Annotated in this window: 22 protein-coding genes and 1 pseudogene; 7 read left to right on the top strand and 16 right to left on the bottom strand. The window is 32.8% G+C overall.

Annotated features, from left to right (window positions below):
* Nucleotides 1-110 precede the first annotated feature (110 nt).
* Entirely contained in the window at nt 111-587 is a 477-nt protein-coding gene (locus tag GQ47_RS12785; protein ID WP_035649433.1) for a hypothetical protein, read from the top strand.
* Nucleotides 588-659: 72 nt separating this feature from the next.
* Here GQ47_RS12785 and GQ47_RS12780 read toward each other — a convergent pair whose 3' ends face one another.
* Complete coding sequence (locus GQ47_RS12780; RefSeq protein WP_035649027.1) at nt 660-1,040, bottom strand: DUF1573 domain-containing protein; 381 nt, start codon at nt 1,038-1,040, stop codon at nt 660-662.
* Between the two features lie 286 nt (nt 1,041-1,326).
* Here GQ47_RS12780 and GQ47_RS12775 point away from each other — a divergent pair, with 286 nt between their 5' ends.
* A complete protein-coding gene (locus GQ47_RS12775) occupies nt 1,327-3,960 on the top strand; it encodes a valine--tRNA ligase (protein ID WP_035649026.1) in 2,634 nt (877 codons plus the stop codon).
* A 168-nt stretch (nt 3,961-4,128) separates the two neighbouring features.
* Here GQ47_RS12775 and GQ47_RS12770 read toward each other — a convergent pair whose 3' ends face one another.
* The 3 genes from GQ47_RS12770 to GQ47_RS12760 all read right to left on the bottom strand — a co-directional run bounded on the left by GQ47_RS12770 (nt 4,129) and on the right by GQ47_RS12760 (nt 8,898).
* The gene (locus GQ47_RS12770) at nt 4,129-5,442 is read right to left on the bottom strand and encodes an APC family permease (RefSeq protein ID WP_035649025.1); all 1,314 of its coding nucleotides are present in this window, start codon (nt 5,440-5,442) and stop codon (nt 4,129-4,131) included.
* Between the two features lie 196 nt (nt 5,443-5,638).
* Nucleotides 5,639-7,918, bottom strand: a complete 2,280-nt coding sequence (locus tag GQ47_RS12765) for a TonB-dependent siderophore receptor (RefSeq protein ID WP_035649024.1) — start codon at nt 7,916-7,918, stop codon at nt 5,639-5,641.
* Nucleotides 7,919-8,172: 254 nt separating this feature from the next.
* The gene (locus tag GQ47_RS12760) at nt 8,173-8,898 is read right to left on the bottom strand and encodes a DUF4198 domain-containing protein (RefSeq protein WP_035649023.1); all 726 of its coding nucleotides are present in this window, start codon (nt 8,896-8,898) and stop codon (nt 8,173-8,175) included.
* Nucleotides 8,899-9,347: 449 nt separating this feature from the next.
* On the opposite strand from GQ47_RS12760, the gene GQ47_RS12755 reads away from it, so the two are divergent.
* Nucleotides 9,348-10,508 carry an MFS transporter gene (locus GQ47_RS12755; RefSeq protein WP_035649022.1) on the top strand — a complete coding sequence of 387 codons (1,161 nt, stop codon included), beginning with the start codon at nt 9,348-9,350 and terminating at the stop codon, nt 10,506-10,508.
* 135 nt (nt 10,509-10,643) lie between these two features.
* On the opposite strand, the gene GQ47_RS12750 is transcribed toward GQ47_RS12755, so the two are convergent.
* The 5 genes from GQ47_RS12750 to GQ47_RS12730 form a co-directional block, all read right to left on the bottom strand.
* A complete protein-coding gene (locus tag GQ47_RS12750) occupies nt 10,644-11,267 on the bottom strand; it encodes a hypothetical protein (protein WP_035649021.1) in 624 nt (207 codons plus the stop codon).
* A 23-nt stretch (nt 11,268-11,290) separates the two neighbouring features.
* On the bottom strand, nt 11,291-12,361 hold the full coding sequence (locus GQ47_RS12745; RefSeq protein ID WP_035649020.1) for an outer membrane protein assembly factor BamB family protein: 1,071 nt from the start codon (nt 12,359-12,361) through the stop codon (nt 11,291-11,293).
* A 21-nt stretch (nt 12,362-12,382) separates the two neighbouring features.
* Complete coding sequence (locus GQ47_RS12740) at nt 12,383-12,859, bottom strand: DUF6265 family protein (RefSeq protein WP_035649019.1); 477 nt, start codon at nt 12,857-12,859, stop codon at nt 12,383-12,385.
* 220 nt (nt 12,860-13,079) lie between these two features.
* A complete protein-coding gene (locus GQ47_RS12735) occupies nt 13,080-15,389 on the bottom strand; it encodes a type IA DNA topoisomerase (protein ID WP_035649018.1) in 2,310 nt (769 codons plus the stop codon).
* A gap of 225 nt (nt 15,390-15,614) precedes the next feature.
* Nucleotides 15,615-17,063 carry a hypothetical protein gene (locus tag GQ47_RS12730; protein ID WP_035649017.1) on the bottom strand — a complete coding sequence of 483 codons (1,449 nt, stop codon included), beginning with the start codon at nt 17,061-17,063 and terminating at the stop codon, nt 15,615-15,617.
* A gap of 208 nt (nt 17,064-17,271) precedes the next feature.
* On the opposite strand from GQ47_RS12730, the pseudogene GQ47_RS23860 reads away from it, so the two are divergent.
* A pseudogene (locus GQ47_RS23860) lies at nt 17,272-17,322 on the top strand (hypothetical protein); the annotation flags it as partial.
* Here the strand turns inward: GQ47_RS23860 and GQ47_RS23770 are convergent.
* Both GQ47_RS23770 and GQ47_RS12720 read right to left on the bottom strand, forming a co-directional pair.
* A complete protein-coding gene (locus GQ47_RS23770) occupies nt 17,302-17,733 on the bottom strand; it encodes an NAD(P)H-binding protein (RefSeq protein WP_051951520.1) in 432 nt (143 codons plus the stop codon). The pseudogene GQ47_RS23860 and the gene GQ47_RS23770 overlap by 21 nt on opposite strands.
* A 297-nt stretch (nt 17,734-18,030) precedes the next feature.
* A complete protein-coding gene (locus tag GQ47_RS12720; protein WP_035649016.1) occupies nt 18,031-19,938 on the bottom strand; it encodes a S9 family peptidase in 1,908 nt (635 codons plus the stop codon).
* Between the two features lie 514 nt (nt 19,939-20,452).
* On the opposite strand from GQ47_RS12720, the gene GQ47_RS12715 reads away from it, so the two are divergent.
* A complete protein-coding gene (locus GQ47_RS12715) occupies nt 20,453-20,824 on the top strand; it encodes a GreA/GreB family elongation factor (protein ID WP_035649015.1) in 372 nt (123 codons plus the stop codon).
* A gap of 176 nt (nt 20,825-21,000) precedes the next feature.
* Entirely contained in the window at nt 21,001-21,786 is a 786-nt protein-coding gene (locus GQ47_RS12710) for a DUF5995 family protein (protein WP_238567980.1), read from the top strand.
* Nucleotides 21,787-21,851: 65 nt separating this feature from the next.
* Here the strand turns inward: GQ47_RS12710 and GQ47_RS12705 are convergent, their stop codons facing one another.
* The 3 genes from GQ47_RS12705 to GQ47_RS12695 all read right to left on the bottom strand — a co-directional run bounded on the left by GQ47_RS12705 (nt 21,852) and on the right by GQ47_RS12695 (nt 24,264).
* Nucleotides 21,852-22,346, bottom strand: a complete 495-nt coding sequence (locus GQ47_RS12705; RefSeq protein WP_035649013.1) for an SRPBCC family protein — start codon at nt 22,344-22,346, stop codon at nt 21,852-21,854.
* Between the two features lie 28 nt (nt 22,347-22,374).
* On the bottom strand, nt 22,375-23,844 hold the full coding sequence (locus GQ47_RS12700; RefSeq protein ID WP_035649012.1) for a hypothetical protein: 1,470 nt from the start codon (nt 23,842-23,844) through the stop codon (nt 22,375-22,377).
* Between the two features lie 63 nt (nt 23,845-23,907).
* A complete protein-coding gene (locus GQ47_RS12695) occupies nt 23,908-24,264 on the bottom strand; it encodes a lysozyme inhibitor LprI family protein (RefSeq protein ID WP_081909349.1) in 357 nt (118 codons plus the stop codon).
* Nucleotides 24,265-24,470: 206 nt separating this feature from the next.
* Between GQ47_RS12695 and GQ47_RS12690 the strand changes: the two genes are divergently transcribed.
* Nucleotides 24,471-25,529: a tetratricopeptide repeat protein gene (locus tag GQ47_RS12690; protein WP_035649011.1), complete on the top strand. Its 1,059-nt coding sequence runs from the start codon at nt 24,471-24,473 to the stop codon at nt 25,527-25,529.
* Between the two features lie 91 nt (nt 25,530-25,620).
* Here GQ47_RS12690 and GQ47_RS12685 read toward each other — a convergent pair whose 3' ends face one another.
* The gene (locus tag GQ47_RS12685; protein WP_035649010.1) at nt 25,621-26,277 is read right to left on the bottom strand and encodes a hypothetical protein; all 657 of its coding nucleotides are present in this window, start codon (nt 26,275-26,277) and stop codon (nt 25,621-25,623) included.
* Nucleotides 26,278-26,333: 56 nt separating this feature from the next.
* A complete protein-coding gene (locus GQ47_RS12680) occupies nt 26,334-26,534 on the bottom strand; it encodes a YqaE/Pmp3 family membrane protein (protein ID WP_035649009.1) in 201 nt (66 codons plus the stop codon).
* Between the last annotated feature and the right edge of the window lie 107 nt (nt 26,535-26,641).

The raw sequence follows: 26,641 nt of genomic DNA, 5'->3' as shown, positions 1-26,641 counted from the left end.
TTTTTCTTTTGCATGAAATTCAAGTTTATTAAAAAAAATATTTTTAATCAAGAAGCCTTTTTTTTGGCTTCTTTTTTATTTATTTTTATATGAAATTTAAATATTCAATTATGAAAAAAATAGTGCTGTCATGTCTGCTTTTGTCTTTTGTTGGACTTCAAAGCTGTAAAAATGAGGAAAAACAAAAAGCCGAAGCCGCCGCTAAAGCTGAAGGTGAAAAAATTGTTGGTACAGAATGTTATAAAGCAATTTATGAAAAAGATACTTTAGACCTAAAATTGAATACACTGAAAAATGGAAAAATAAGTGGAGATATGACAATGAATGTTGCATCTTCGCCTTTAAAGAAAGGTGAAATTGCAGGAGAATTTCATGGCGATACGCTTTTTGTAGATTATACTTTTGTTGATGGAACAAATAATAATGCAAAGTTCAAAAATCCAATGGCATTATTGAAGCGTGACAAACAGCTTATTTTAGGAAACGGAACAATGCAGACGACAATGGGCGTAACTTATTTGGTTAAAGATAAACCAATTGATTTTGAGCGTGTAAAATATAAATTTGATTCAGCTCCCTGCAAATAAAAACAGATAAAAATAATAAAAGCCGTTTCTTGAATTAGAAACGGCTTTTTGTATTTTAAGATTTTAATTTATTTATAAAACTTCACCTTTAATTTTTAAGGCTACTCTTCCGTCAGGGTAATTGACAGCATTGGTTTCAACGGTAATTGTTTTACGAATCGGACCAGAAGCCATATTATATTTTACATCAATTTTTCCTTTTTTTCCAGGCTGAATTGCAGCAGCTGGTTTGGTAACTACAATAGAACTAACGGTTGATTCTGCGCCAATAATCATAAGTGGTGCATCACCAGTATTTGTGAACTCAAAGGAGCGTACTCCATTATCACTTTTCGAAATTTTTCCATAATCAATAGTATTGTCCTGGGCTGCAAATTCAATTTTTGGGCCGTTTTGCGAATAACCGATTGCACTAAACAATACGATTGCAATAAAAGAGGCAACATTTTTCATTTGAAATTATTTTAAATTGTAAGTAAATATACATTCTTTTAATTAACACACAAATTAATAATTCGCTTTTTATAGTGTCTTTAATTATTTACTTTTGCTGTCAATTATAATTACAAAAATTGAACCAAAGTTTTGTTTAAGTGTTTAATCGTTTATTTGTTTAATCGTAATGATTAATTTGTAAACGATGTTTTTAAAACAAAAAACAAATAAATAAGTTCATTTTGCATTCCAATGATCAAAGCCGATTAAACGGTTAAACAAATAAACGATTAAACATATATAAATGACAATTCCAGCACAATTTGACGCTAAGACGATTGAGAGTAAATGGTATGATTACTGGATGAAAAACAATTATTTTCATTCAGAACCAGATCATAGAACACCGTACACCATTGTAATCCCGCCGCCAAACGTCACTGGAGTCCTTCACATGGGACATATGTTGAATAATACGATTCAGGATGTTTTAATTCGTAGAGCTCGTCTTAAGGGATTCAACGCTTGTTGGGTTCCGGGAACGGATCACGCATCGATTGCTACAGAAGCAAAAGTTGTGGCGAAATTAAAAGCAGAAGGAATCAATAAAAATGATTTAACTCGCGAAGAATTTCTAAAACACGCTTGGGAATGGACAGATAAATACGGCGGAACAATCTTGGAGCAACTTAAAAAATTAGGTGCTTCTTGCGATTGGGAACGTACTAAATTTACAATGGATCCAGATATGTCTGCATCAGTAATTAAATCGTTTGTAGATCTATACAACAAAGGATTAATCTACAGAGGATACCGAATGGTAAACTGGGATCCGGAAGCAAAAACAACTTTATCTGACGAAGAAGTTATTTACGAAGAACAACAAGGAAAATTATTTTTCTTAAAATATAAAATCGAAGGTTCAGAAGATTTCCTGACAATTGCGACAACACGTCCGGAAACAATTTTTGGAGATACTGCAATCTGTATCAATCCGAATGATGAGCGTTTTACACATTTAAAAGGTAAAAAAGCAATCGTTCCTATTTGCGGAAGAGTAATTCCAATTATCGAGGATGAATATGTAGATGTTGAATTCGGAACAGGATGTTTGAAAGTAACGCCTGCGCACGATATGAACGATAAAACGTTAGGAGAAAAACACAATCTTGAAATTGTTGATATTTTTAATGAAGATGCTACATTAAACAGTTTCGGATTACATTATCAAGGAAAAGATCGTTTTGTAGTTCGTACTGAAATTGCTAAAGAACTAGAAGAAATTGGAGCTTTGGCGAAGACCGAAATCCACTTAAATAAAGTAGGAACATCTGAAAGAACCAAAGCAGTAATCGAACCAAGATTATCAGACCAATGGTTCTTGAAAATGGAAGATTTAGTAAAACCTGCAATTAAATCGGTTTTAGAAACAGGAGATATTAAATTACACCCAAAACGTTTTGAGAATACTTATGCGCATTGGTTAAACAATATTCGCGATTGGAATATCTCTCGTCAATTATGGTGGGGACAACAAATTCCGGCTTATTATTATGGAGACGGAAAAGAAGATTTCGTAGTGGCTGAAAACATCGAAGATGCATTAATTTTAGCAAAAGAAAGAACCAACAACCAACAACTAACAACCGACAACTTAAAACAAGATGTTGATGCTTTAGATACATGGTTTTCATCTTGGCTATGGCCAATGTCTGTTTTCGGAGGAATTATGGATCCGGAAAGTGCAGACTATAAATATTACTATCCAACAAACGACTTAGTAACTGGTCCGGATATTTTGTTTTTCTGGGTTGCCAGAATGATTATTGCAGGTTACGAATATGCAGGCGAAAAACCATTTACAAATGTATATTTGACTGGTTTAGTTCGTGATAAACAACGTCGTAAAATGTCTAAATCATTAGGAAATTCTCCTGATCCTTTAGATTTAATTGATGCTTTTGGTGCAGACGGTGTTCGTGTAGGATTGCTTTTAAGTGCTTCTGCAGGAAACGATATTATGTTTGATGAAGAACTGTGTAATCAAGGAAAAGCGTTCTCAAACAAGATTTGGAATGCCTTCAAATTGATTAAAGGTTGGGAAGTTTCTGAAACTATTCCACAACCAGAATCATCAAAAGTGGCAATCGAATGGTACGAAGCGAAGTTGCAACAAACCTTAGTTGACATTGAAGATAATTTTGAGAAATATAGAATTTCAGATGCTCTTATGGCAATTTATAAATTGGTTTGGGATGATTTCTGTTCTTGGTTTTTAGAAATGATAAAACCAGCTTACCAACAACCAATTGATAAAGCAACGTTTGATAAAGCGATCGAAATGTTAGAAAGTAACTTAAAATTACTTCACCCATTTATGCCTTTCTTAACGGAAGAAATTTGGCAGTTAATTGCTGAAAGAACTCCGGAAGAAGCTTTAATTGTTTCAACTTGGCCAGAATTAAAACCTTTTGACGCTAAAATAATTGCTGATTTTGAAAACTCAATTGAAGTAATTTCTGGAATCAGAACGATCAGAAAAGACAAAAATATTCCGTTTAAAGATGCAATCGAATTGAAAGGAATCAATAGCGAAAATGTTTCGACTTATTTTGATTCAGTTGTAACGAAATTAGGAAACGTTTCAGCTTTCGAATATGTTTCTGAAAAGGTTGACGGAGCATTATCTTTCCGTGTAAAATCAAATGAATATTTCATTCCGATTACAGGAAATATCGATGTTGAAGCTGAAATTAAAAAGCTGACAGAAGAATTGAATTACACAAAAGGATTCTTGAAATCTGTAGAGGCAAAACTTTCAAACGAGAAATTCGTAAACGGAGCTCCAGAGAAAGTTTTAAATATAGAAAAACAAAAACAAGCTGATGCTTTAGCAAAAATTGCTACAATCGAGCAGAGTTTGGCTGGTTTGAAATAAGAATCAAACTTAGTTTATAAAATAAAACCCGGCAAGTTTTGAAAACCTGTCGGGTTTTTATTTTTTCCGCCACGAATTCACGAATTTTATTTTTACAATTGTTGAGTAAAACAATAATTTACGAATTATCCACGAATAGATTTAAAAATAAAATTCGTGAATTAGTGGCTATCTTCTCTTCTTCAAAACCAAAAATAAAGGATAAGAAGCTATTGCAATACCAACAATAATAATAAAGCTTTTAGGATCGCTGTAGATAAATCCCGCAAGTAATGCAATCGAAAATATAATTGCTATTATGGTTGTCCAAGGATACCAAAAAGAACGATAAGGTCTTGGTAAATCAGGTTCTGTGGTTCTTAATTTCAAAAGTGAATAATACGCCAGTCCCCAAACGATTATGGAGATAAAAGCGGCAAAAGAAAACAATACTTCAAAAGAGCCAATGCAGATTAAAAATAAGCTGAAAAACGACGAAACTAAAAGCGCTACAATTGGTGTTCCGCCTTTATTGACCTGAGTTCCTTTTTTAATAAAAAATCCGTCACGGCTTAATCCGTACAAAATTCTTGGTGGAATCATCATAAAAGCATTCAAAATGCTGATTAAAGAGAAAATCGAAATCACCGTTACGATTTTGGCACCACTTTCTCCGAAAAGAACCTTGGCAACATCGGCAGCAGCCAAATTAGATTTTGCTAAAGTTTCAATTGGCAAAACATGAAAAAATGCGGCGTTTACCAAAACATAAATGGCGACAACAAGCAAAACTCCGCTGTATAATGATTTCGGAATATTTTTGCCAGGATCGTCATTTTCTTCAGCAAAAAAACAAACGGCATTCCAGCCATTATAAGTTCCGATAATAAGTTGTAATGATTTAAAAAATCCGAATAATAAACCAATTTGAAAGATAGAATTATCAGTTTCAATTTTAGGAACTTCAACTCCGGAATACATAAAACAAGCCACAACCAAGGCTACAAAACAAATCACTTTTAAAAAACTAGTAATTTGCTGAATTACGCTTCCATTTTTCACGCCACTCAAATGCAGCAACACAAAAGCGACCAATAAAGAAATCGAAATTACAGTCGAATAATTACTCAATTCAGGAAATAAAATAATAATGTATTCGCTAATTACAATGCAGTAAAATGCTGGCGGAATAGCATTAACGATATAATCATACCAACCAGATAAAAACCCCGCATATTCTCCTAAAGCTCTTTTGATATAATTATAAGATCCGCCGGCTTTTGGAAGCATTGTTGCTAATTCTGAATAAGAGTTGGCTCCTAATAAAACGTATATACCTCCAAAAATCCAAGAAGCAAGAATCAGCCAGTAATTATTTAATAATCCGGCAATAGATCCTGGTGTGCGCAAAATCCCGACTCCAATTGTTCCGCCAATTAATACTGCGATGTTAAAACTTAATCCGAGTGTTTTTTTTAATTGGTTTTGTTTGGAATCTGACATAGAATTTGGTTTTGTTTTTAGTGAATAATTTAAAACAAAAATAGAGATAATTAAGAGGACTTTCTTCTGTGAAAAAATAAAAACCTCATTTATTGCTAAATGAGGTTTTTAATGAAATTTAAACCAAAACTTTTGCTGTTTTTCAAAATATGAAGAGCAGAAAAAGTCTTAACAAATTAAAATCTAATTCAAAAATTTAGAATTTGTATCGTAAACTTGTCATAACTTGACGAGGTGCAATTGGATTTACACTATAATTTTCGTGAACTGTGTAATTAAGTTCGTTTGTAATATTTGATAATTTGCAAAGAATCGAGAATTTTTTCCAAGTATATCCTGCTGAAACATCGATTGTGGTATAGCCTTTTAGAGGAACTTCTCTATCCCAGATTCCTCCTGGTTTAGTAGGGTCATATTGATTGTTCCATCCACCAATTCTGTCGCCAATGTAGTTTGCAATTGCTCCAAGTGAAACATTTTTAAAGAAACCATCTTGTAATGTATAGAAGAAACTTAAATTCGCTGTGTTAACAGGAGTTCTTGCTACACGGTCGCCTTCAACAAAACTCCCTGTCAATCCAGATGTTTTAGTATAACGCATATCGTTGTAGCTGTAACCTGCAATAATGTTTAATCCTTCAACTGGATGTGCTGTTACATCAATTTCAACTCCTTTACTTTTAGTTTCTCCACTCAAAACTTTGATACTAGTATCTAAATTTTCTGTTCCATCGGCTTTGTATTGCGCCATTTGAGCCAAGTTGCTGTTTGTGATTTGGTAAACAGTAATGTTTGTTGTCAATAAACCTTTAAACCAGTCTGTTTTTACACCAGCTTCATATTGATCAATAATAGAAGGTTTTATTGGTTGTAAATCAACAGTTGTTCCTGTGTTTGGTGTAAAAGAATTTGAGTAACTACCAAATAATGAAATCTCTTTTGTTGGTTGATAAACTAATCCAGCTTTTGGAGAAAATGCATTATCTAAACGTTTTGGTGTAACAGTTGGTACAGCATCTTCTGGTGCTACCGTTTGTTTATTATTTGCGTAAGTTTCTTTGTAAGTTGAAACTTCAGCTTCCTGCCAAGACCAACGAACTCCTGCAAGTATTTTGAATTTTTCTGTAATTGAAATTAAATCTTGAAAATAAACTCCAAATCGATTTGTTTCTGTTTTTGCAATTTGAGTTGCTCTGTCTGTTGTAGGAACATCCATTCTTTGATTTGCCGGATTAAAGGTAAATAAGTTTATGGTGTCATAAAGTGTTGGCCCATAAACAGGCTGACCATTTTTTGTACCTGTTATTACATATTTCTCATTGAAAGTAAAAGTATATGCTGTTGCAAATGAGTTTTCCCAATCAGCACCGGTAAAAATCTGATGTTTTACAGATCCAGTATTAAAGTTTCCTTGTAAACTTAATTGATCTCCTAAAATTTGCTCTAAGTTTTTATTTTTAGTTAAACCTCTGTTCCAGTCACCTGGAGTTGCATAAGTTTCTAAACCTGATAATTGCGCTGTTGAGTAACTTCCTCTGTCATAAGTTTGAAAAGAAGAGTTGAAGTTTAACTTCCAGTTTTTATTAAAATCGTGATTTAATAATACAGAAGCACTTGAAGATTTAGTATTTCCGTTTGACCAAAGCGCTCCGTAAAAAGCATTTCGAGGTAAGTCTAAAATATCTTTATTAATAATTCCTGTTCCAAAATCCGGAGTCCAGTCTGCTGTTAGATAATCTCCTTGTACAGTAATTTGAGTTTTTGGATTGATGACAAAAAGCAAAGATGGATTAATATACAAACGCTCATTTTTTACAACATCTCTGAAGCTTTCTGAATTTTCATAAGAACCATTAATTCGAAAAGCAATAGATTTAGAAAGAGGGCCATAAAAATCAAAAGCTGGTTTGTAATAAGCATAACTTCCTATTTGCATAGAAACTTCTCCGCCACTTTTAAACTGAGGAGTTTTAGTAACCAAATTTAAAATACCTCCCGGAGCTACATTTCCAAATAATAAAGCAGCACCTCCTTTTAAGAATTCTACTTTATCTAAACCTGAAACATCTGGAATAGAACCTGCATTGTAACGGAATCCATTTTTAAACATATTGTTGGCAGACATATCATAACCTCTTGAGAAAAAAGACTCCTGAGCTCCACCACGCGCTGAGCTTACATAAACACCATTTGCATTTTTTAAAACTTCGCTTAATCTAATTGCTTGTTGCTGCTCGATAACTTCTGAACCAATTACTTGAACTGTTTGTGGGTTATCCATTGGTTTTAATCCTGAACGAACTGCAGTAACCGGTTTTGGTTCTTTAGATTTAGTAACTACAACTTCATTAAGAATTTCTCCTTTTTTATTTTTTACAGTATCACTTACAGTTGTGGTATTTTCTGCACTTGTGAATTCTTGGCTATAAGCTCCAAAACTTATTAAAGATAAAGCAAGTAGTAAACTATGTTTCATGTGACTTATTTAGATTTAATAAAAATAATTTTTGCAAATATAAGGTCGCAAATAGTGTTTAACAAAATTTATAGAGGTATTTTCTTTATTAAAGTTGTATTATTTTTGTCTTAAGATTTGCTTAAGATTTTGCTTTCTGAAGTTTAATTTCTTATTTAGATTGAATTAAAAGAAGCGATTGTATAACAAAAAAAGCCTTGCTCATAAAGAACAAGGCTTTTTACTAAGACTAATTTAAAAATGAAGGGGTATTATTATTTTACAGTAATTTGGTAAGTAGCCATTTTCCAAATTTCATCGTATTTTTTGCCATTGTGTTCTCCAGCAGATTTATCGGTGTGGGCATATTCGACCATATAATTTCCTGACCAGATAGGAGTAAATGAAAATTCACCTTTATCGTTTGTCCATAATTCCTTTTCCCAGCCGTTTGGAGCAATTACTTTGATTTTTGTTTCTTTTGCTATTGCGCCATCATAAGAAGCTAAGCCTGTTATTTTGTTATCTTTTTTTGCAACATCTCCATTTTCAGAGAAAACAGCAATCTTGTTGGTGTTAGATGTAATGTTGTTTCCCGCAGTTTTGTTTCCAACAACAACTGTTGCGCTTGAATTGTAATCTAATTTCATTGTTCCGTAAACATCTTTAACTGTGTGATGCATTACGATAGTATAAACTCCGTCTTCATCTGGCGTGAAAAATGCCTGATATTTATTGTCCAAAGCTTTTGAAGTAAGTTTTGTTTCTTTTTTTGATGGGCTGATAACTACTAAAGAAAAGTCTTTTAAATCTGAAAACCATTTGTCTGCTTTTGTAATATCGTTATCTGAAAATTCTCCAAAATAAATTGAAATTTCCTGTGCTTTTCCTTTTACGCCAGTAGCTTTTGTTTCAATCCAAAGAGCGTGGGCAAATAATTGCGGACTAGCAACTAACATTAAAAATAAAAATGCAATTGTTTTTAAAGTTTTCGATTTCATAATATTTAAGATTAAGATTAATAGTTTTTAGAAATTTCTTTGCAGTTTTTAAAGCCAAAGAAATTATTTAATGGCTGATTTTGCTTGGTAGCCGGAATTAAATGCAAATATAAAGTTTAAAATCAGTTTAACAATTTTTATTTAGAATAAATATTAATAATGTTTTTAAGCTTTATTTTTTCAAATCCCAATTTCTAATTTGTTGTTAGAAATCGGTTAATTCGAGCTTTTACAGGCGTTTTTTGCTTTTATTATTTTTTCCCCACCAAGGTATCTGGCCTGTAATTAAGAAATGATAAATATAATGGTCGCAGTTCCTAACAATTGAGTCGCTATTTCGCTTTTTAAGAAAAGTGTCTGGTGAAGCATTAGAACAAAAACAAAAAACTCAGAAAAGGGTAGAAGTTCGTTTTTAAAAGCCTTAATTTTGCAATCAGAAAATTGACTTCATGATTTTACCCTTCTTAAAAAAGTATCAAAATACACCTAAAGGCTATCGAATAGCTAACACGGTTTTTTTCTTTCTCTCCGGAATTGGATATTCTTCGTGGGTTTCTCGAATTCCGCATATACAAGCGCAATTGCATTTATCTGAGGCTCAGTTTGGAGCAGTTTTATTTGCTTTCCCGATAGGGTTGATGTTGACAATGCCATTTACAGGAAAATTATTGAACAAATACAGCAGTCGTTATATTATGCTTTTAGGAGCAATTATGTTTAATATAGTGCTTGCATTGCCGGGTTTAGTGGCTTTTGTGTGGCAGTTGGTTCTTGTGCTTTTGATTTTTGGGGCATCCCGAAATATTTTCAATTTGTCGATTAATGCACAATCGCTCGAAGTGCAGAAATTATATCCAAAATCGATTATAACACGTTTTCATGCCGTTTGGAGTATTGCCATTTTTACAGGTGCCGGATTAGGTTATGTAATGGTAACGCAGCATATTTCACCTGCACATCATTTGTTGGGTGTAAGCGTTTTTATGATGGCACTTACGGCTTGTTTTTATCCAATGAGTATTCATAATGAACCGGTTCCGGTTAAAAAGAAATTCTTTTCAATGCCTGAAAAAAACTTAGTCAAATTTGCTTTGATTTGTTTTGTTTCTATGGCCTGCGAAAACACCATGTACGACTGGAGTGGAATTTATTTCGAAAATATATTAAAAGCGTCTCCAAAATTAACCAGCGCGGCGTTTGTATTTTTTGCAACTGCCGTAACTTTAGGACGCATTTTTGGGGATTTTGGCGTAATGAAATTTGGAACTAAAAAAATCCTGCTTTATAGCGGAATCTTAATTACAGTAGGTTTTGGAATTTGTTTTATTCTGCCGTATGTATACCCAACAATTTTTGGTTATATGTTGATTGGATTTGGAGTTTCTTGTGTGGTTCCTTTGGTATTTAGCATTGCCGGAAGATCATCAAATTTAAGCAGTGGTTCTGCTTTGACTTCGATTTCTACAATTGGTTATCTCGGATTTTTATTAGTTCCGCCAATGGTTGGTTTTATTTCTGAATATCTGAGTATGAAATGGGCGTTTCTAGTAATGGCGCTTTTAGGGATTCTAATGATTTTTATGGTGAATAAAATCGGGGAGAATGAATGATTTTTTTAAGGGGCTAAGATGTTGAGGTTCTAAGGAGCTATGTTTTTTGGACTTCGCTAAATATACTTTGACGATTATCTTTGCGTAACTGGACTTAAGTCCAGCTCTACAAGATTTATTGAACCTTTGGTTCTTTTATTTCTCTTTTTCTATTTTGATGTTATTTAATTTTTTTGATTTGTAAAGTTTTTCTTTTTGAAAACATTTTACGTTTGTGTTTATTACAATTTCAAATGATTTTTCTTTTACATTTCCAATGTAGATTATTGGCGATTTTTTATTATTCTCGTTCTCTTCATATCCAACTAAAAGAAATTGGTTTTCATTAATCCAAATTACATCATCAAAATATTTGGAGTATTCGTTATACGCGATTCGGATCCAGGTTTTATTATTGATATCACAGAAATAAATTGCTTGACCAACATCGTTTATGGAATAATATTTTCCGTTTTTCTTCTCAAGATTGAGTTCATAACTGTAAATATCGATAAATTTATTTTTACTTCCTGAATAAGAAATAATGGGATTATAAATGTTTTGAAATTTCTTTAGACTTTTAAAATCTTCTTTAAATTGATTCTCAAAGTCTGCAGTACTATCCACTTTTATAAAATCGTTCCAATTAAAGTTTTGAAATGAAGCTGTCCACTCTGGAATATTTTTGGTTATGATGTTTCTTAAATCTTTAACAGCTAAACTTTGAGCTTGAATGGGATTAATCGCAAGGAGAAAAAAGACAATAATCAGATTTTTCATTTGATAATCTATAATTGAAGAAATTATTTCTTAGCAGTTTCAATCACTTTTGGTGCTGGATTTGAAGTTTCGCCAGTTGTTTTAAAAACCGTTTTGATTGTTGCCAAATCAGTACTTATTTTATAAACTTCACCAGATTCATCAGCAAAATAGATTGAATTTTCGATCAGTACCGGACTCGATTTTATTTTTTCTTTTGCTAAAAATTTCTTGATTAATTTTCCGGTAGTTTTATCTAAAACGTAAAGATTTTTATCATCGCTTCCGAAGAAAATTTTATTGCCAATTATAAGCGATTCAGTACGAATGCTTGCTGCGGCTTTAAACTTCCATTTTGTAGTCATGTTGGTTTTGTCAAGGCAATAGAAGAAGCCTCCGTCGTTACCAAAGAAAACAAAATTTCCATCTATTACAGAAGTTGACGAAATCCATTCATTTGTTGGGATTTTTGAAACTATTTTCTTTTCATCCAGATTGAATTTATAAAAATTCATATCATTACTACCAAAGAAAAGATTGTTTTGGTCTATTATTAATTTACTAAAAATTGCAGCTGAAGCACCTTGATAAGATTCAATCAACGCGCCTTCTAAACTCAATTTATATATTTTTCCTTTCGAATCAGCAATAAAAATCGAATTATCTTTATATGAAATTGGAGAGCTAATTGCCGCATCAGCATAGAATTTTCCTAGTGTTGAACCATCTCGAGGATCAAGGACAAACAAACTTGATGCAGATGCAACATACAGATTGTTATCTATAATAGTTGGCTTATTCGCGATTGCATTGTAAGTTCCAAGATTTATTTTCCAGATTTGTTTGCCGTCTGATCCAATACAATATACCATTGCGTTGCTATCGCCAATAAAAATCTTATTTTCTTTTATTTCTGCGGAACTATATATTGGGTTTTCCGAATTAAAAATCCAATTCGTAGTTTTTGTATCACTATTCAAGGAATATAAATTGTTATCTAAGCTCCCAAATATTAGATTTTTATTCTGAAAATTTATTTTAGCAATAATGCTTTGTGCTTGTGAACTTGTCAATGCGGCAAAAAAACTGATAAATAGTAGGATTTTAATTCTCATATTTTAGCTTAAGATAAAATGTTATTTCTTCGTCATCACAAACTTCTCAGAACTCGGTTTTCCATTTAAATTCCCGGAAATCTCAGCCGTTAAAGTATTGTTGGCGCCTTTTGTATATGTAATTTTTTGGGGATAGTCGTGTTTCGGATTTTCGAAAACTAATTTTTGATCTGTTTCGGAAGTCGAAGGGAAGAAAACAGGTTTATCTTCATTTTGTCCTTTTACAGTTGCTTTGTACGTTAATGTTTCGCCCAATTGAGCCAAAATAATAGTTTCAAAATGCAGCGTGTCTTTTCCTTTTATAAAATAAGAAGAAGCACTGAAAGTACTGTCATTAAGTTTTTGCCAGTTTTCAGATAGAACACCATCTGGAGAAGAATTTTCCCAGTTTCCAATTAGCCAATCTGCTTTTTTGATTTTGTCTTTTTCAACTGTTTCCTTTTTTTGACAAGAAACAAAAGCTATGATTAAGGCAATAAGAGTAATTTTTTGAAACATATTTATTTGATTTTGATAATACTAATGTATGAAAAAAAGTTTGTCACTAATTATACAAATTTTAACAAATTAATTTTTTTTTGAAGTTGAGACGTGTTTTGCCACAGATTTAAGCATAAAAATGATTTTGTCACACACAAAAATCTGTGAGTTTCTTCTTAAATCTTTTTAAATCTGAGTGAAAAAATATAAAAATATTAGTGTAGTTAGCGGTAAAAACTTAAACGCTTTCTTGTAAAATCGAATAAACCAATTCTTTAGTTGGTTTTTGATCTTTTAATTTAGTTCGGACTTCATCGAAAGTAACTTTAAAATCACAGCCCGATTTATATTCGCCACAACCATAAGCCGTTTTGCCTTTAAGAATGGTTCCTTTTTTACATTTAGGACAAGTCAAAGCATCAGAACTTTCCTTTGATTCGGCTTTTTTCTCGGTTTTCTTCGGCTCTAATTTCAATTTGTAATTTTCCTCAAATCGGATTAAACCTTCAACAGTTCCAGAATCGGTTTTAAAACCTTTTATGTTTGCGGTTGAACCTTTTTGTACCAATCTTAAATATTGGCTTTCGGTAATTTTTTTGTCATGAAAAACAAATGGCAACACAAAATCACAACCCGATTTATATTCACTGCATCCAAAAGCTGATTTTCCTTTAATCAGATTTCCTTTCTGACATTTCGGACAAGTTTCTGCTGCTATTCCGGAAGATTTCTTTTTTTCTTTTTCTGCTTTTACAACAGGTTTTTGGATTGTTGCTGCATGAGAAATATTAGCGTGTTTGGTTTCGCTTCGGACTTCATAAACCAAAGCTTCAACCATACGTTTCATGTTTCTGATAAACGCGGCGGCGGTGAAAGTACCTTTTTCGATATCTTTCAATTGTTTTTCCCAAGTTCCAGTAAGCTCAGCCGATTTTACCAATTCATTCTGAATCGTATCAATCAATTGAATTCCCGTTAAAGTGGGTAAAACCTGTTTTTTATTTCGAACAATATATTGACGTTTGAAAAGTGTTTCAATAATATTCGCACGCGTAGACGGACGCCCGATTCCGTTTTCTTTCATCAATTCACGTAAATCTTCGTCGTCAACCTGTTTTCCAGCGGTTTCCATGGCACGCAGTAAAGTTGCCTCTGTAAATTGATTTGGTGGTTTGGTTTCTTTTTGAAGAAATGAAGGCTCATGCGGACCTTTTTCGCCCACAACAAAACTTGGCAATAAATCGGGTTCTTTTTCCTTTGCATTTGGATCTTCAAAAACCACGCGAAAACCTTTTTTCAGAATTTCTTTTCCTGTTGCCTTAAACATTACTTCGGCTGCTTTTCCTATTACTGTCGTGTTGGCAACCAGACAATCATCATAAAAAACAGCAATAAAACGTTTTGTGATTATATCATAAACCTGCTGCTGATTGTACGGCAGATTATTTTGAATTCCAGTTGGAATAATTGCATGGTGATCGGTTACTTTTTTATCGTTGAAAACCTTTGGTGATTTTTTGATTTTTTTCTCTAAAATGGGCTGCGTTAATTCGGCATAATTGGTTAATTTTTGTAGAATTCCCGGCACTTTCGGATAAATATCTCCAGGTAAAAAAGTCGTATCAACTCTGGGATATGTGATAACTTTTTGCTCATACAAAGTCTGTGCAATTTTCAGCGTTTCTTCTGCCGAAAATCCAAATTTTTGATTGCAATACACTTGTAATCCCGTTAAATCAAAAAGTTTTGGCGCGTATTCGTTTCCGTTTTTTTTGTCAACAGAAACAATTTCGAAATCACTTTCTTTTACTTTTTCGGCCAGAATTTCTCCGTCCTCTTTGTTTAAAAAACGTCCTTCTTCGTAACTAAAAAGTGTTTCTCTGTACAAAGTCTGCAATTCCCAATACGGTTGTGGTTTGAAGTTTTCAATTTCTCTAAAACGATCTACAACCATTGCCAGTGTTGGCGTCTGCACACGTCCGATAGACAAAACTTGTTTGTAACCGCCATGTTTTACGGTATATAACCGCGTTGCATTCATTCCTAAAAGCCAATCGCCAATGGCTCTAGAAAATCCGGCGTAAAATAAATTATCGTAATTTGTTGAGGGTTTTAAGTTTTCAAAACCTTCTTTTATAGCTTCTGTTGTTAAGGACGAAATCCATAAGCGCTGAACTTCGCCTTTATAATGCGCTTCATTCATGACCCAACGCTGAATCAGTTCTCCTTCCTGTCCAGCATCCCCGCAGTTTATGACCACTTCGGCTTTGTCGAAAAGACTTTTAATGATTTTAAATTGTTTTTGGATTCCCGAATTCTGAACGACTTTGGTCTCAAACTTCTCAGGAAGCATTGGCAGATTGTTCAAATCCCAGCTTTTCCAGTGCGGTTTGTAATCGTTGGGTTCCTTCAAGGTACATAAATGCCCAAAAGTGTAAGTCACGGCATAACCATTGCCTTCGTAATAGCCGTCGTGCTTGGTATTGGCACCCAAAACGGATGCGATTTCACGTGCTACACTCGGTTTCTCAGCAATACAGACCTTCATTTTTTCATTTCTTGTTGGAGGGCGAAATTAGGGAATTTTTTTGGAAAGAGGCAAAGGTTCTATCCCGATAGTTATCGGGACTACGTTTTTTTGTTTGATGCAGATTTGAAAGTTATTTGAACAAATTCAATATAATTTACTGATAAACTTATAGGCATGAATAAAACATAAAAACCACAAACAGAAGTTTGTGGTTTTTGTATCAATAAATAAAAGCAGGACTGTTTATTTTTTGGTTTTTAATTTTAGACGTAAATTAAATTGTTTAACAATTTCGTTAACATGTTCGTCTTTGATTTGTGTTCTGTTTAATCCTTGTAGACTTCCTACGTATCCTGTAAATACATGGCTTATAAAAAGTGGAGAAATATTTTTCTTATGAGATGTATTGTGGCATGAAAAGCAATTAACAAGATCAGATACAGAATTTGCGTGTATAGATTTAGGACCAAAACCTACCTGAACATAAGTTTCCATAGTAATATTGTAAGCTGCAGTAGAACCTCTGGTTAAGTCACCTGGCTCAGAATTTGAAAGGTTAAAACTTAATGAATCTAATAAAGCCGCTTGTGCCGGAGTGCCATTGTATCCTTCTGTATTGATCCAAAGTGAACCATTGTAAAAATAATTGTTCCAAACACCTGTCAACTGTTTCTTAACGCTTGCATTAATAGTACGAATATTGTTGAAGTTTTGTGAACCATTTTGGCTTGTCTTCATATAAAGTTGAACATTATGAGAACCTTTCATTGCTTTTTCTACAGGAACACCATATTTGTAAACAGAAAAAACATCTGTATAAATTCCGTTTCCAGAGGTTATATTGGTAACTGTTGCTGTGCTGTTTTTATTAAAGAAAGGATAATCCACAGTGCTTGTTACCGGCGCATCAGTTGTTGGAGTAGCTTTAGACCAATCGTAAGCAGGAGCGAGGTTTTCATGCTCAAAAGTAGCCCATACAAATTCAGGATGGTTTTCTACAATACCAACTACGTGCATTCCTAAAAGTGCCACTTTTGTTTTTACTCCATTAATTGTTCCCTGAGTAACAAAATAATTAGAAGTATCTTTAAGAACACTAGCATCAATCCAGGAAGTTTTAAGTTCTAATGAGCCTACAGGAAAAGCTATGCCTTTTACCTGAGTAGGGTCATTTTTGGCTATAGGACCGTATTTTAGCATAGTTCCGTACATAAGTTTGTCCATAAATATAGAATAATAAACCGTAGTAGATTTAGGAACTCCTGATGGATAAACAGGTGTTTTTAAAATATCAGATTTACTACTTGCCTGAGCAGTATCTGTTAAAACAATTCCATTGTTTGGATCTAATTTCTGACCCGCAGCATTCACCTGAATCATGTTATTGATAAAGAATGGCACTCCATTGGTCTCATTAGTAAGCCAAAGAAATTTTTGCCAGGACCATTGGTGAAAATCACAATTTGTTACTGTTGCATTGTTGGCAAATACGCTTGTAGGTCCTTCATTTGGTGGAGGAGTCTGGCGTGTGTTGTTTACGATTGTAAACCAGCTTGCAGGAGCTAAACACTCAGAATCGGCAGTGCCTTTGTTTATTGTAGTGTAATTGTCCTTTTCTCCTTTTGATTCCTTTTTACAAGCGCATAAGGAAATTAGCACGATAAAAAGTAATACCATTTTTTTAGTTTTCATAGCATGAGGCTTTAGTTAATTTTTGATTTATCTCTTTTTGATTGACTGAAAGTAGATAATTAAGAAAGTGGCTTTTAAGAAAATGTCATAAGTCCTCTATATTTAGGTATGAAAGCAATAAAAACGGGTATTAGTTAAAATAGTATAAATCTTATAATTCTACTTAAATGACTTTTTGGAACAAGAATTATAAAGATTCTAAAACTCGATGTTATTTTTGCTAATCGTTATTCAGCATTTACTTTTGGGCATGAATGCACATATCAATCTCGATTTGGGAATTACAGCCGCTTAGGTTATTACCGCTGAAGATATTGCAGACCTGAAAGCCGACTGCGCCGAAAGCAGAAGTTAAAACCACTCGTTTTACATTGGCATCTCTTGAAGCTCTCAGAACTCTTAAAACACCATCTTTGGCAGGATTAATTAATTCGTCTTCATGAGTAAATTGAATCGCCGGAGTAGGAGAGGCCACATGGAGTACAAACTCGCAACCTTTAACTGCTTCATCCCAATTTTTGTCATTAGAAAGATCTGCTTCAATAAACGAAAGATTTTCAAACGTATTGATGCCGCCAACCCTAAGCATTTCTTTTACTTCATCTTGCCTGTTTAATGAACGAAAGGTTGTTTTTACTGAATAACCTTCTTTAAGTAATTTAAAATACAATGAACGGCTATAAAACCTGAACCGCCTGTAACCAAAACTGTTTTGCCTTTTTCTGAATTTGTCATTTTTTTTAATTTTAATATTGCAAAGTTCAGTGTGAAAGTGATAAGCTTGTTTTGTTATAAAGTCCAAAGTTTATGTGTTTAAAAGTCCAGTTTTTAAATTATCTCTTATTAGAAAATGTTTTATCTGTTTTTTGTATTTAATTATCGTTTTGTTTGAAAATTTAAAAAGCTGCAGAAAATATTTCTCTGCAGCTTTTATATACAATTTTATAACTTATTTTAAAACAGGTGTTTATTTCTTTTGCTTTAAATGTTTGTCTAGGAATTTTTCCATAGCGCCATAAAAATCAAAACGATTATTTTGGTTTCTAAAACCGTGTCCTTCATCATTTTTGACCATATATTCTACAACAACACCGCGTTTTTTTAATGCTTCTACCATTTGATCACTTTCGGCTTTGTTTACTCTTGGATCATTTGCGCCTTGTGCAATGAATAAAGGCGTTTTTATTTTGTCAGCATGCAAAGCGGGAGATGCTGAGGCAAGCAATAAACTGTCTTTTTTAGGATCACCTACCATTTCATGAATTTGCTGTAAGTATGGTTTCCAATAAGGCGGAATTGTATTCATAAATGTAAACAAGTTACTCACACCTACATAATCAACGGCTGCGGCGTATAAATCTGGAGTGTACGTGATTCCGGCAAGTGTTGCATAACCGCCGTAGCTTCCTCCGTAAATGGCAATTCGGTTTTCATCGGCGATGCCTTCTTTTTTTAGCCATTCAACACCATCGGTAATGTCGTCTTGCATTGTTTTTCCCCATTGTTTGAAACTGGCTTCCCAAAATTTCTTTCCGTAACCTGTGCTTCCTCTGTAATTCATTTGCAAAACAGCATATCCACGATTCGCCAAAAACTGAACCTCCGGATTGAAATACCAGCCGTCTCTTGCCCAAGGTCCGCCATGCGGATTAATGATAACTGGCAGATTTTTTGGCTCAATTCCCAATGGAAGCGTCAAGTAACCGTGAATTTCTAAACCATCTCTTGATTTATATGTAACAGGTTTGATGTGACTCATTTGATTTTCCTTAATCCAAGGATAAGGATCGGCAACTTCTTTTACATTTGAAGTTTTGAAATCATACAAATAAAATTTCCCTGGAGTTCGGTCATTTCCTGCCCAAACAATGGCTTTTGTTCTGGCATCATCGTAGCTTACAATTTCGGTTTCATAGCCTTCAATTTGTTTCTTCAGATTGTTCTGGATTGCTTCCCAATCTTTATCAAAGAAATGTTTTTCCTGTTTTTCGGCTTCCCAGTCAACAGAAGTCAAAGCTTGTTTTTTTCGGTCGTAGTTAATGGCGTCTAAATCATATTTGCTGTCTGAAAAAAGTTCTTTTACATTTTTTTTGGCAACAGGATCGTATTCAACCAAAGCCACTTTATCTTTTCCGATATTGCTTAGCGCGTAAATATTTTTATTGTCTTTATCAAAAGATGCTGGCGTAAAAATATCTTTGAAAGTTGTTGTAATCAAAGGAGTAAAAGGTTCTTTTTCAGAGTTTCTGTAATTCCACGTAATGTTTACACCATCTGTTTTTGAAGCCAGACGAATAATTCCGTTATTATCTGTAACCCAGCCATCAAAATTTTCTTTGTTGTTGTAAAGCAGTGTCAAAGTTCCGGTTTCAACATTTAAAATATAAGGATCAAAGTATTCTTTTACTCTTTTATTAATCTGTACAATCAGTTCTTTTTCTTTTCCTGGAATATCAATCAAAGCATCTGTAATATCGCTTCTGATGCCTGGAAAAGGCGTTAGAGCTTTTAAGTCAGTTCCATCTGCTTTTACTGAAAAAAGCTGAAAATTTTCGTCTCCGCCCACGTCCTGCGCATAAACAATTCGGTCGCCTTTCCAGAAATAATTGAAAATGCTTCGTAAAGTATCGTTTGTTACACGAACAGCTTTAGTGTCGTTTACTTTTTGAACAAAAATGTTGGTTTTTCCTTTATAATCGGCACGATAGCTGAAATAATTTCCGTCTGGCGAAATTCGGAAAGAGCTTTTTTCTCCATTTTTGAAGAAAGTTTTTACGTCAATTAATGGGGCAGGTGTTTCTTTTGGCTCCTGTTTGCAGGAATTTAAAACCAATAGTAAAACAACTAAAACAGATAAAATGGATTTTTTAATCATATTTTGCTTTTTTTGAGGTTTTGGAATTATAAGCTATTCTTGAAAATACAACATTGTATAATGTTGAAAATGTGGTTTGTATATTTTCAAAAGTAAGAAAAAGTTTCTAACTCTGAAGATGAAGAATAAAATATTTTGCAAAAGCTGAATAAAGTTAGCTCTATACAAATTGTTACTTACTTGTCTCTTTTTTGTAAGAAAAAAGCGTATATTGCAGAAAGATTAGAATTTAAAATAATGGTCACTGCAAATTTTTATTTAGTAAATAGCTGTCTAATGTGCTTGATGTGCACATTATTGTATTTGCATGATGACACTTTTTTAAAAAGCTCAAAAGAGTTTATTCCTTTCGCCCTGTCAAAACTCTAGACAGGGATCCTTCCATTTATATTGCTCATTTATTAATCTTCAATTTTCATTCGGGATGAGATATCACTGAATTAGACCGAGCTGAAAAATATTCAGTGAAGAGTTGCGTATCATTATTTGAAAAAATGAAGCAAACAAGAAAATTATGTCACAAAATATTATTTTAACAACAGGAACATACGATTTAATTAAAGATCACGTACGAAGAAAAAAGGTAACACCAAGAGAAGAAGAATTGTTATTGGGCGAATTAAAACATGCCACTCAGGTATTAAGAAAAAACCTGCCTGAAGATATTGTTTCGATAGATCGAAAAGTTACCTACAAAGATCATATCAATAACGTAGAAAAAACAATCCTTTTAGTTGGTCCGGAAAAAGCAAAAGTTAGCAAAAATAAAATTTCTGTACTTTCTGATGAAGGAATTGCAATGGTTGGCTACAAAGAAGGCGATATTGTTGAATGGCCAGCTAAGAAAGGAAATCTTAAATTGGAGATTTTGAAAGTAGAAGAGTAGATTTAGTATCGTTTCGCTTTAAGTTTAGTAACAATCCCAAAAGAGATTTCTTTTGGGATTTGTTTTTCTAAAATAACGAATAATAATAAGATAATTACTTCAAAAAAACTTCATCAGACGATAAAAATAATTAAATTCGTTCTTCTCAATTTAACCGCAACCAATTCTGAATGAGTATGAAACAAGCTAATACTATAGATGAAGTAATTTTTTTATTAGATGAAATAATAGAAAAATCAAAAATAGATCAAAGCAATTTAGGTTTATTTGCTATTCTATATCGCGAAGTTACAGTAAGAATAAAAGAAGGCATTTTGGTTGGTTCATTTCAAAATGGCGAGCGAATGGAAAAATTGGATGTTATTTTCGCTAATCGGTATTTGAAAGCGTATTATCAGTATCAAGCGAAAGAAAAACCATCTGAATGCTGGGCATTTGCTTTTGAACAAGCCGAAAAATTTTGGCCTATAGTTTTGCAGCATTTATTGCTCGGAATTAACGCTCATATTAACCTCGATTTAGGAATTGCTTCGGCAGAAGTCAGTACAGTTGAAGACATTGAAGATTTAAAAGCTGATTTTGATAAGATAAACTTCATTCTCAGCAATTTGGTTGGCAGTGTCGAAAAATGCCTGATCAAAATTTGGCCAACACTTACGTGGATATTAAAATTTACGGGCAAAGTAGATAATTTCTTTATTGATTTTAGCATGGAAACCGCTAGAAATGGGGCATGGAAATTTGCCACCGAATTTGTAGCAGTTCCAGAAAATGAAAAAGAAGCTTGCACACAATTAAGAGACAAAAGAATAACAGAAATCGCCCGATTGGTTTCAAATCCTGGGTATTTTGCTAGCGCCGTTTTTAAATTCATTCGTTTATTTGAAAGAGGAACTGTTGCTCAAAAAATAATCGATATGAAGATCATGGAAGAAAAAAATATGGAATGTGTTGTGGCGTGATTTTGAAACACAAATTATTTTATATAAAATCTCTGTTTCAGCATTGTAAAAAGTATATTCCATTTTTAATTATTAATCATCGGATCCAAATTCTCATCCTTATTTCGCAAATCCAATCCACCTTCATAAACCGATTTAAGATTGGTCAGATAAAAATGCCAGCCGTTGGAACAGCCCAGTCTAATGAATTTTTTCGAATTATCATCTGTCGGAATATTGTGCTGATGAAGTTCGACGATTGTATAACCATTGGTTTCGCTCAATTTTATATCAACAAGACAATTGCCTTCAAATGTAAATTGCAAATAATCTTCTCCATTCGCAGATGTAATTTTTCCATTCATTCCATCTTTGTATAAATGCCAAAGCCATTCATAAGTATTGCCTTCGGAAACATTTTTGCCTTTGCTGATTGGTTCCTGATTCGCATCAAAAAAAGAAACTTTTTCGAGAAACCATTTATCTAGTTCATTAGCTATTGTCCAGGCGTTATAAATGTCGCTGCGATTCGCTTTAATTGCTATTTTCTTTGTAAAGGATGTCCAGTCGAAGTCTTCCATGATTACACTTTTAGATTTTTTTTTAAGCTTATTCCGCAATTTTTACATTTAGTTTTAGCTCTTTTATTGTTGCTTTTTGATTTCTGCTTATAAGAGTAATCCCATCAGAAAGCAAATCAGGATTTATAGCTTTCATTTCATTTGTATAGACGTTTTCTATAATTCGTTCATCAAGAACGGCATATTCTGCACCTTTTTTTTCAATTAACCCCATTCCTGTAATACCATAAGTATAAAATATTGATTTTCCATCTGTAAGGTAGTTGGAGTTTTCAATTTGTCTTAAATTTTTCAAATCCAATTTTGAAGCTTCTACAGGACGATCATCAAAATATAGTACATTTTTGTATTGAAGAAATTGATTCTTAAAGATTTTCAGATATTTTTCATCAAAATCCCCATTGGTCTTGGTTTCAGAATGATAAAATAACATTTTGCCTGTTTTTATCTTCTTTTGTTTTGACAAAATATAATTCTCGTTATTAATTACCACGGCTAATTCTATCGAATTAAAAGAGCGTCCCTTATTAAAAACAATCGAATTGTTTTCGTTCGCAAAAGGCAACGATTGTGGATATATTTTTTGCAGATTACTTCCAGAAAATAGAGAAGGGAATAAAAAACCATAAGTACCTTTTTCGTTTCGGCGGTCGTCATAACCGTAATTTGAATTGCTATATACATTTTTTCCGTCCGTAATTAAGGATTGCCTATCCCAGAAATAAACTTCAAATAGCTTTTTAGTATTAAGATCCAGCTTCTTTATTTCATCGTCATCTATTGCAAAAACCTGATTGCCAAAAGTTAAATAGTATTTTGAAATGAAAGGCACAACGTTTTTTGCATCAATTATCTTTTCTGATTTCTCGATATAATCTCTTTGATTGTTTTGTATATTTTTTTTATAATGTGCACCAAAAAAATACAAACCGTTCTTGTCCGAATAATAATTTCCGGCTAAATGTTTAATCGAATTTTCATCGACATTTATTTTTACAGGATTAAGTTTGTATTTTTCTGCATCCAGAAAAAAAAGTGCTCCATCTTTTGATTTATAAACAAAATCATTTATTGGTTTGTAGCCTGCAATATGAATTTGTGTTGGTTTTATACGATCAGAAACGTAATAAATATAATTGTCGTCTCTGCAGATAGTTATGAATTCATTGCTGGAAATCAGTTTTAGTTTATCTAAGTTAAACGGAAAAGGAAAATACTCTTTAAATAAAATGCTGTTTCCAAGTATCAATAAAGTAGTTTTTTCGTAATCGATTTTTGGGTCTTTACTATACCTATGACCATCCCAAGTTTCACCGCCAACCATTTCATAAGTTCTTACTTCCTTCAATTTTGGAACAAGCATATGATCGCCAATAATGAAACGCTTTATTGTATCTTCAGGATTGTTTTTTACAATGTCATCTTGTTTTTCATGTCCCTTGCAAGAGGTGAAAAAGAGTAAAAAAGCAAGAAATGGTGCGAGTTTGTTTGGGTTCATTGGTTAGGTTGTGTAGTTTCTGAGATTAGATTTTAGCTGTTTTTCATGATAAAATTGATTTTATTATCTGTTGCGATCGTCTAAGTTTCTTTTTAAATCTTTAATTCGATCTTCCGTAGATTCGGCAAGACATGTATAATAAATTAAGGGCTGAATACTTCCACCATCATATTGCTGTTTTTCAAAATCACATTTTGAATCTCTAAATTTAATCCAGTTTTTCTGGGCTGTAATCAATAAACTTTTTTCTTTTTCATCTAATTTTTTCACTAGATTTTTATAAACCTGATTGAGTTTATCATCTGCTTTTTTAAAATTATTAATAGCCGTCTGATTCATTTCAAGTTGTGTCTGTGCCATTAGATTGTTGCTAAAGCTGAATAGAAATAATGTTGCGGAATATAGAAGGAAGTTTTTCATTTAATTTGAATTTTGCTGCTTTTTGGAATTATCGAAAGGCGTTCTTCATGTAAATATAAAAAAGCTGTAGGATTATATATAGCTTTTGTTTTGATAATTTGTATTGTATCAAAATTGAAACCAAATATTGATACAATTACGCTTTTCCGTAAAAATAGGAAACACAGGATGCTTATATTTGATTTAACCGAAAACAACCTAATCTTATGAAAAACAGTCTAATTCTATTTACTGCACTATGTTTTATTGTAACAATCCAAGCTCAAAAAAGAGAATTTAAATGTCAGGACATTTATAAAGCAGCCAAATTAATAGACGAAGGAAAATACGATGAAAGTATTGCAATCTTAAAAGAATGCGAAAAAACAGATCCTACAGATTATGCGTATCCGTATGAAATTGCATTAGCATATACACATAAAGAAGAATATCAAAAAGCGATTGATCAGCTGGAAAAAATCAAAAATTATGCTGGAATAGAAGCCGATTTTTATCAGTTGCTAGGAAACAATTACGATTATGTAAAAAATCCCAAAAAAGCCATTGCAACTTATGAGGAAGGATTAATAAAATTCCCAAATGCCGGAAGATTGTATCTTGAAAAAGGCGTTGTTTATGAATCGCAAGATAACTATGTAGAAGCTATTTTGAGTTACCAAAAAGGAATGGAAGTGGATCCAATGTATCCTTCAAACTATTACAGAGCGACTTTATTATATTTAAACTCACGTAACAAACTTGCAGGTTTAATGTATGGTGAAATTTTTGTGAATTTAGAAAGAACAACCAAACGAACTCAAAAAATAAGCGAATTACTCTACAACACGTATAAAAACAGTATTCAATTTAAAGACAACGAAATTAAAATTGATTTCTGCGACATTTTAATTGATGGAAATGTAGATGTTAAAAATTTGAAACTCCCATTTTGCGCTGTTTATGGAAAAAATCTTTCGTTGAGTGTACTCGGACAAAAAGAAATTACTTTAAAATCACTTTCAGAAATCAGAACGGCATTTATTAAAAACTACTTTAAAGATGATTTCAAACAATACCCAAATGTGGTTTTAGAATATCAGAAAACCTTATTCGATGCTGGTTTGCTTGATACGTACAACGAATATCTTTTTCAGATGGGCGCGCAGGATGAATTTAGCGAATGGCACACAGCTAACAAAGATAAAATGGATCAATTTGTAGCTTGGTATACGACTCCTGAAAATACTTTGAAAATTACTAAAGCGAATGTTTACTTACCAAATTAAAAAGACCTATTTGATGTTGTGCGGTCCCGAAAGTTTTCGGGACTGACTTTTCTGTTTCTAAAACGAACTCTTTCCTTTGTTGAGGAGTTTATTATAAACCAAGTTTTTTTTCGATATCAATATCTGGAAAATTGAGTTGAACGTATTTTACAAAGTCAGAATTCGTGCCTTTGCCGTTTAACGACCCAATTCTTGTGGGACACGCATTTATTATTAATTCCAAAATTCCTTCGTTAGTTGCAAGTTTAGAAACCCAAGGAACAATTTTGTCATCAATAAATTTTACAATAGCGTCAAACTTTTCTTTGTCAATTCCGTAAATGTTGCAGTAGTGGTTTTCAATTATATTTGATTCATTACTGTATTCATCAATACGTTCCAATTCATCTCCAAATATTTGCTTTACCAGTATTTGTTTTGGGTTGTCAGTGTATTTATAGTAAAAAAGACCTGTATGTCCAAATAGAATCCCGTTTATATTGCTCGTTTTAGCCAACTGTTTAGAGTAAAAACTGGGTAAAATTTCAAACGAAACCGATTTGCCTGGCGTATTGCTCTTGGTTGACCAAAATGAAATTTCCAGTTTTATATCGTCTTTTTCGAGCGTTAATTTTTTTTGAGACCGAGAATATTTAAAGCCTTTTGCCTGGTAATGTTTGCCAAGTTCATCACATACAGCCTGAAATATCTCTTTGCAAGGTGTGCGTTTTGAATATTCTAATAATGTCTTATTATCGGTCCAATCCATATTATTTGCTTTTTATAATAAGTTTCAAAAAAAGTATCGTTTATTATCTATTTGTTTTAAGATCTGGATTTCATCGCTTTAATTAATTTTTCATTGCGTTTATCAGCTCTTGAATTTTGCAAAGAAATAACAGCCCAAATCGCTGCAGGAATCCAGCCAATTAAAGTGATTTGCAAAATCAGACAAATTATAGAAGTTAATATTCTTCCTCTCAAAAAGAAAGAAGCAAACGGAAAGAAAATTGCAATTAGTGTCATATATTTTGGTTTGTTTCTTGTAAATATAAAAAAAGCCACATGATTTTTGTAGCTTTTGTATTTGATGATTTTTATTGTGTATTAAGAATTGCAAATCTGCATTACTA

Source organism: Flavobacterium sp. ASV13 (genome assembly GCF_000745775.1).
Taxonomy (GTDB): domain Bacteria; phylum Bacteroidota; class Bacteroidia; order Flavobacteriales; family Flavobacteriaceae; genus Flavobacterium.
Note: the sequence above shows the minus strand (reverse complement) of the source record. Positions and strands in the feature narration are given on the sequence as shown.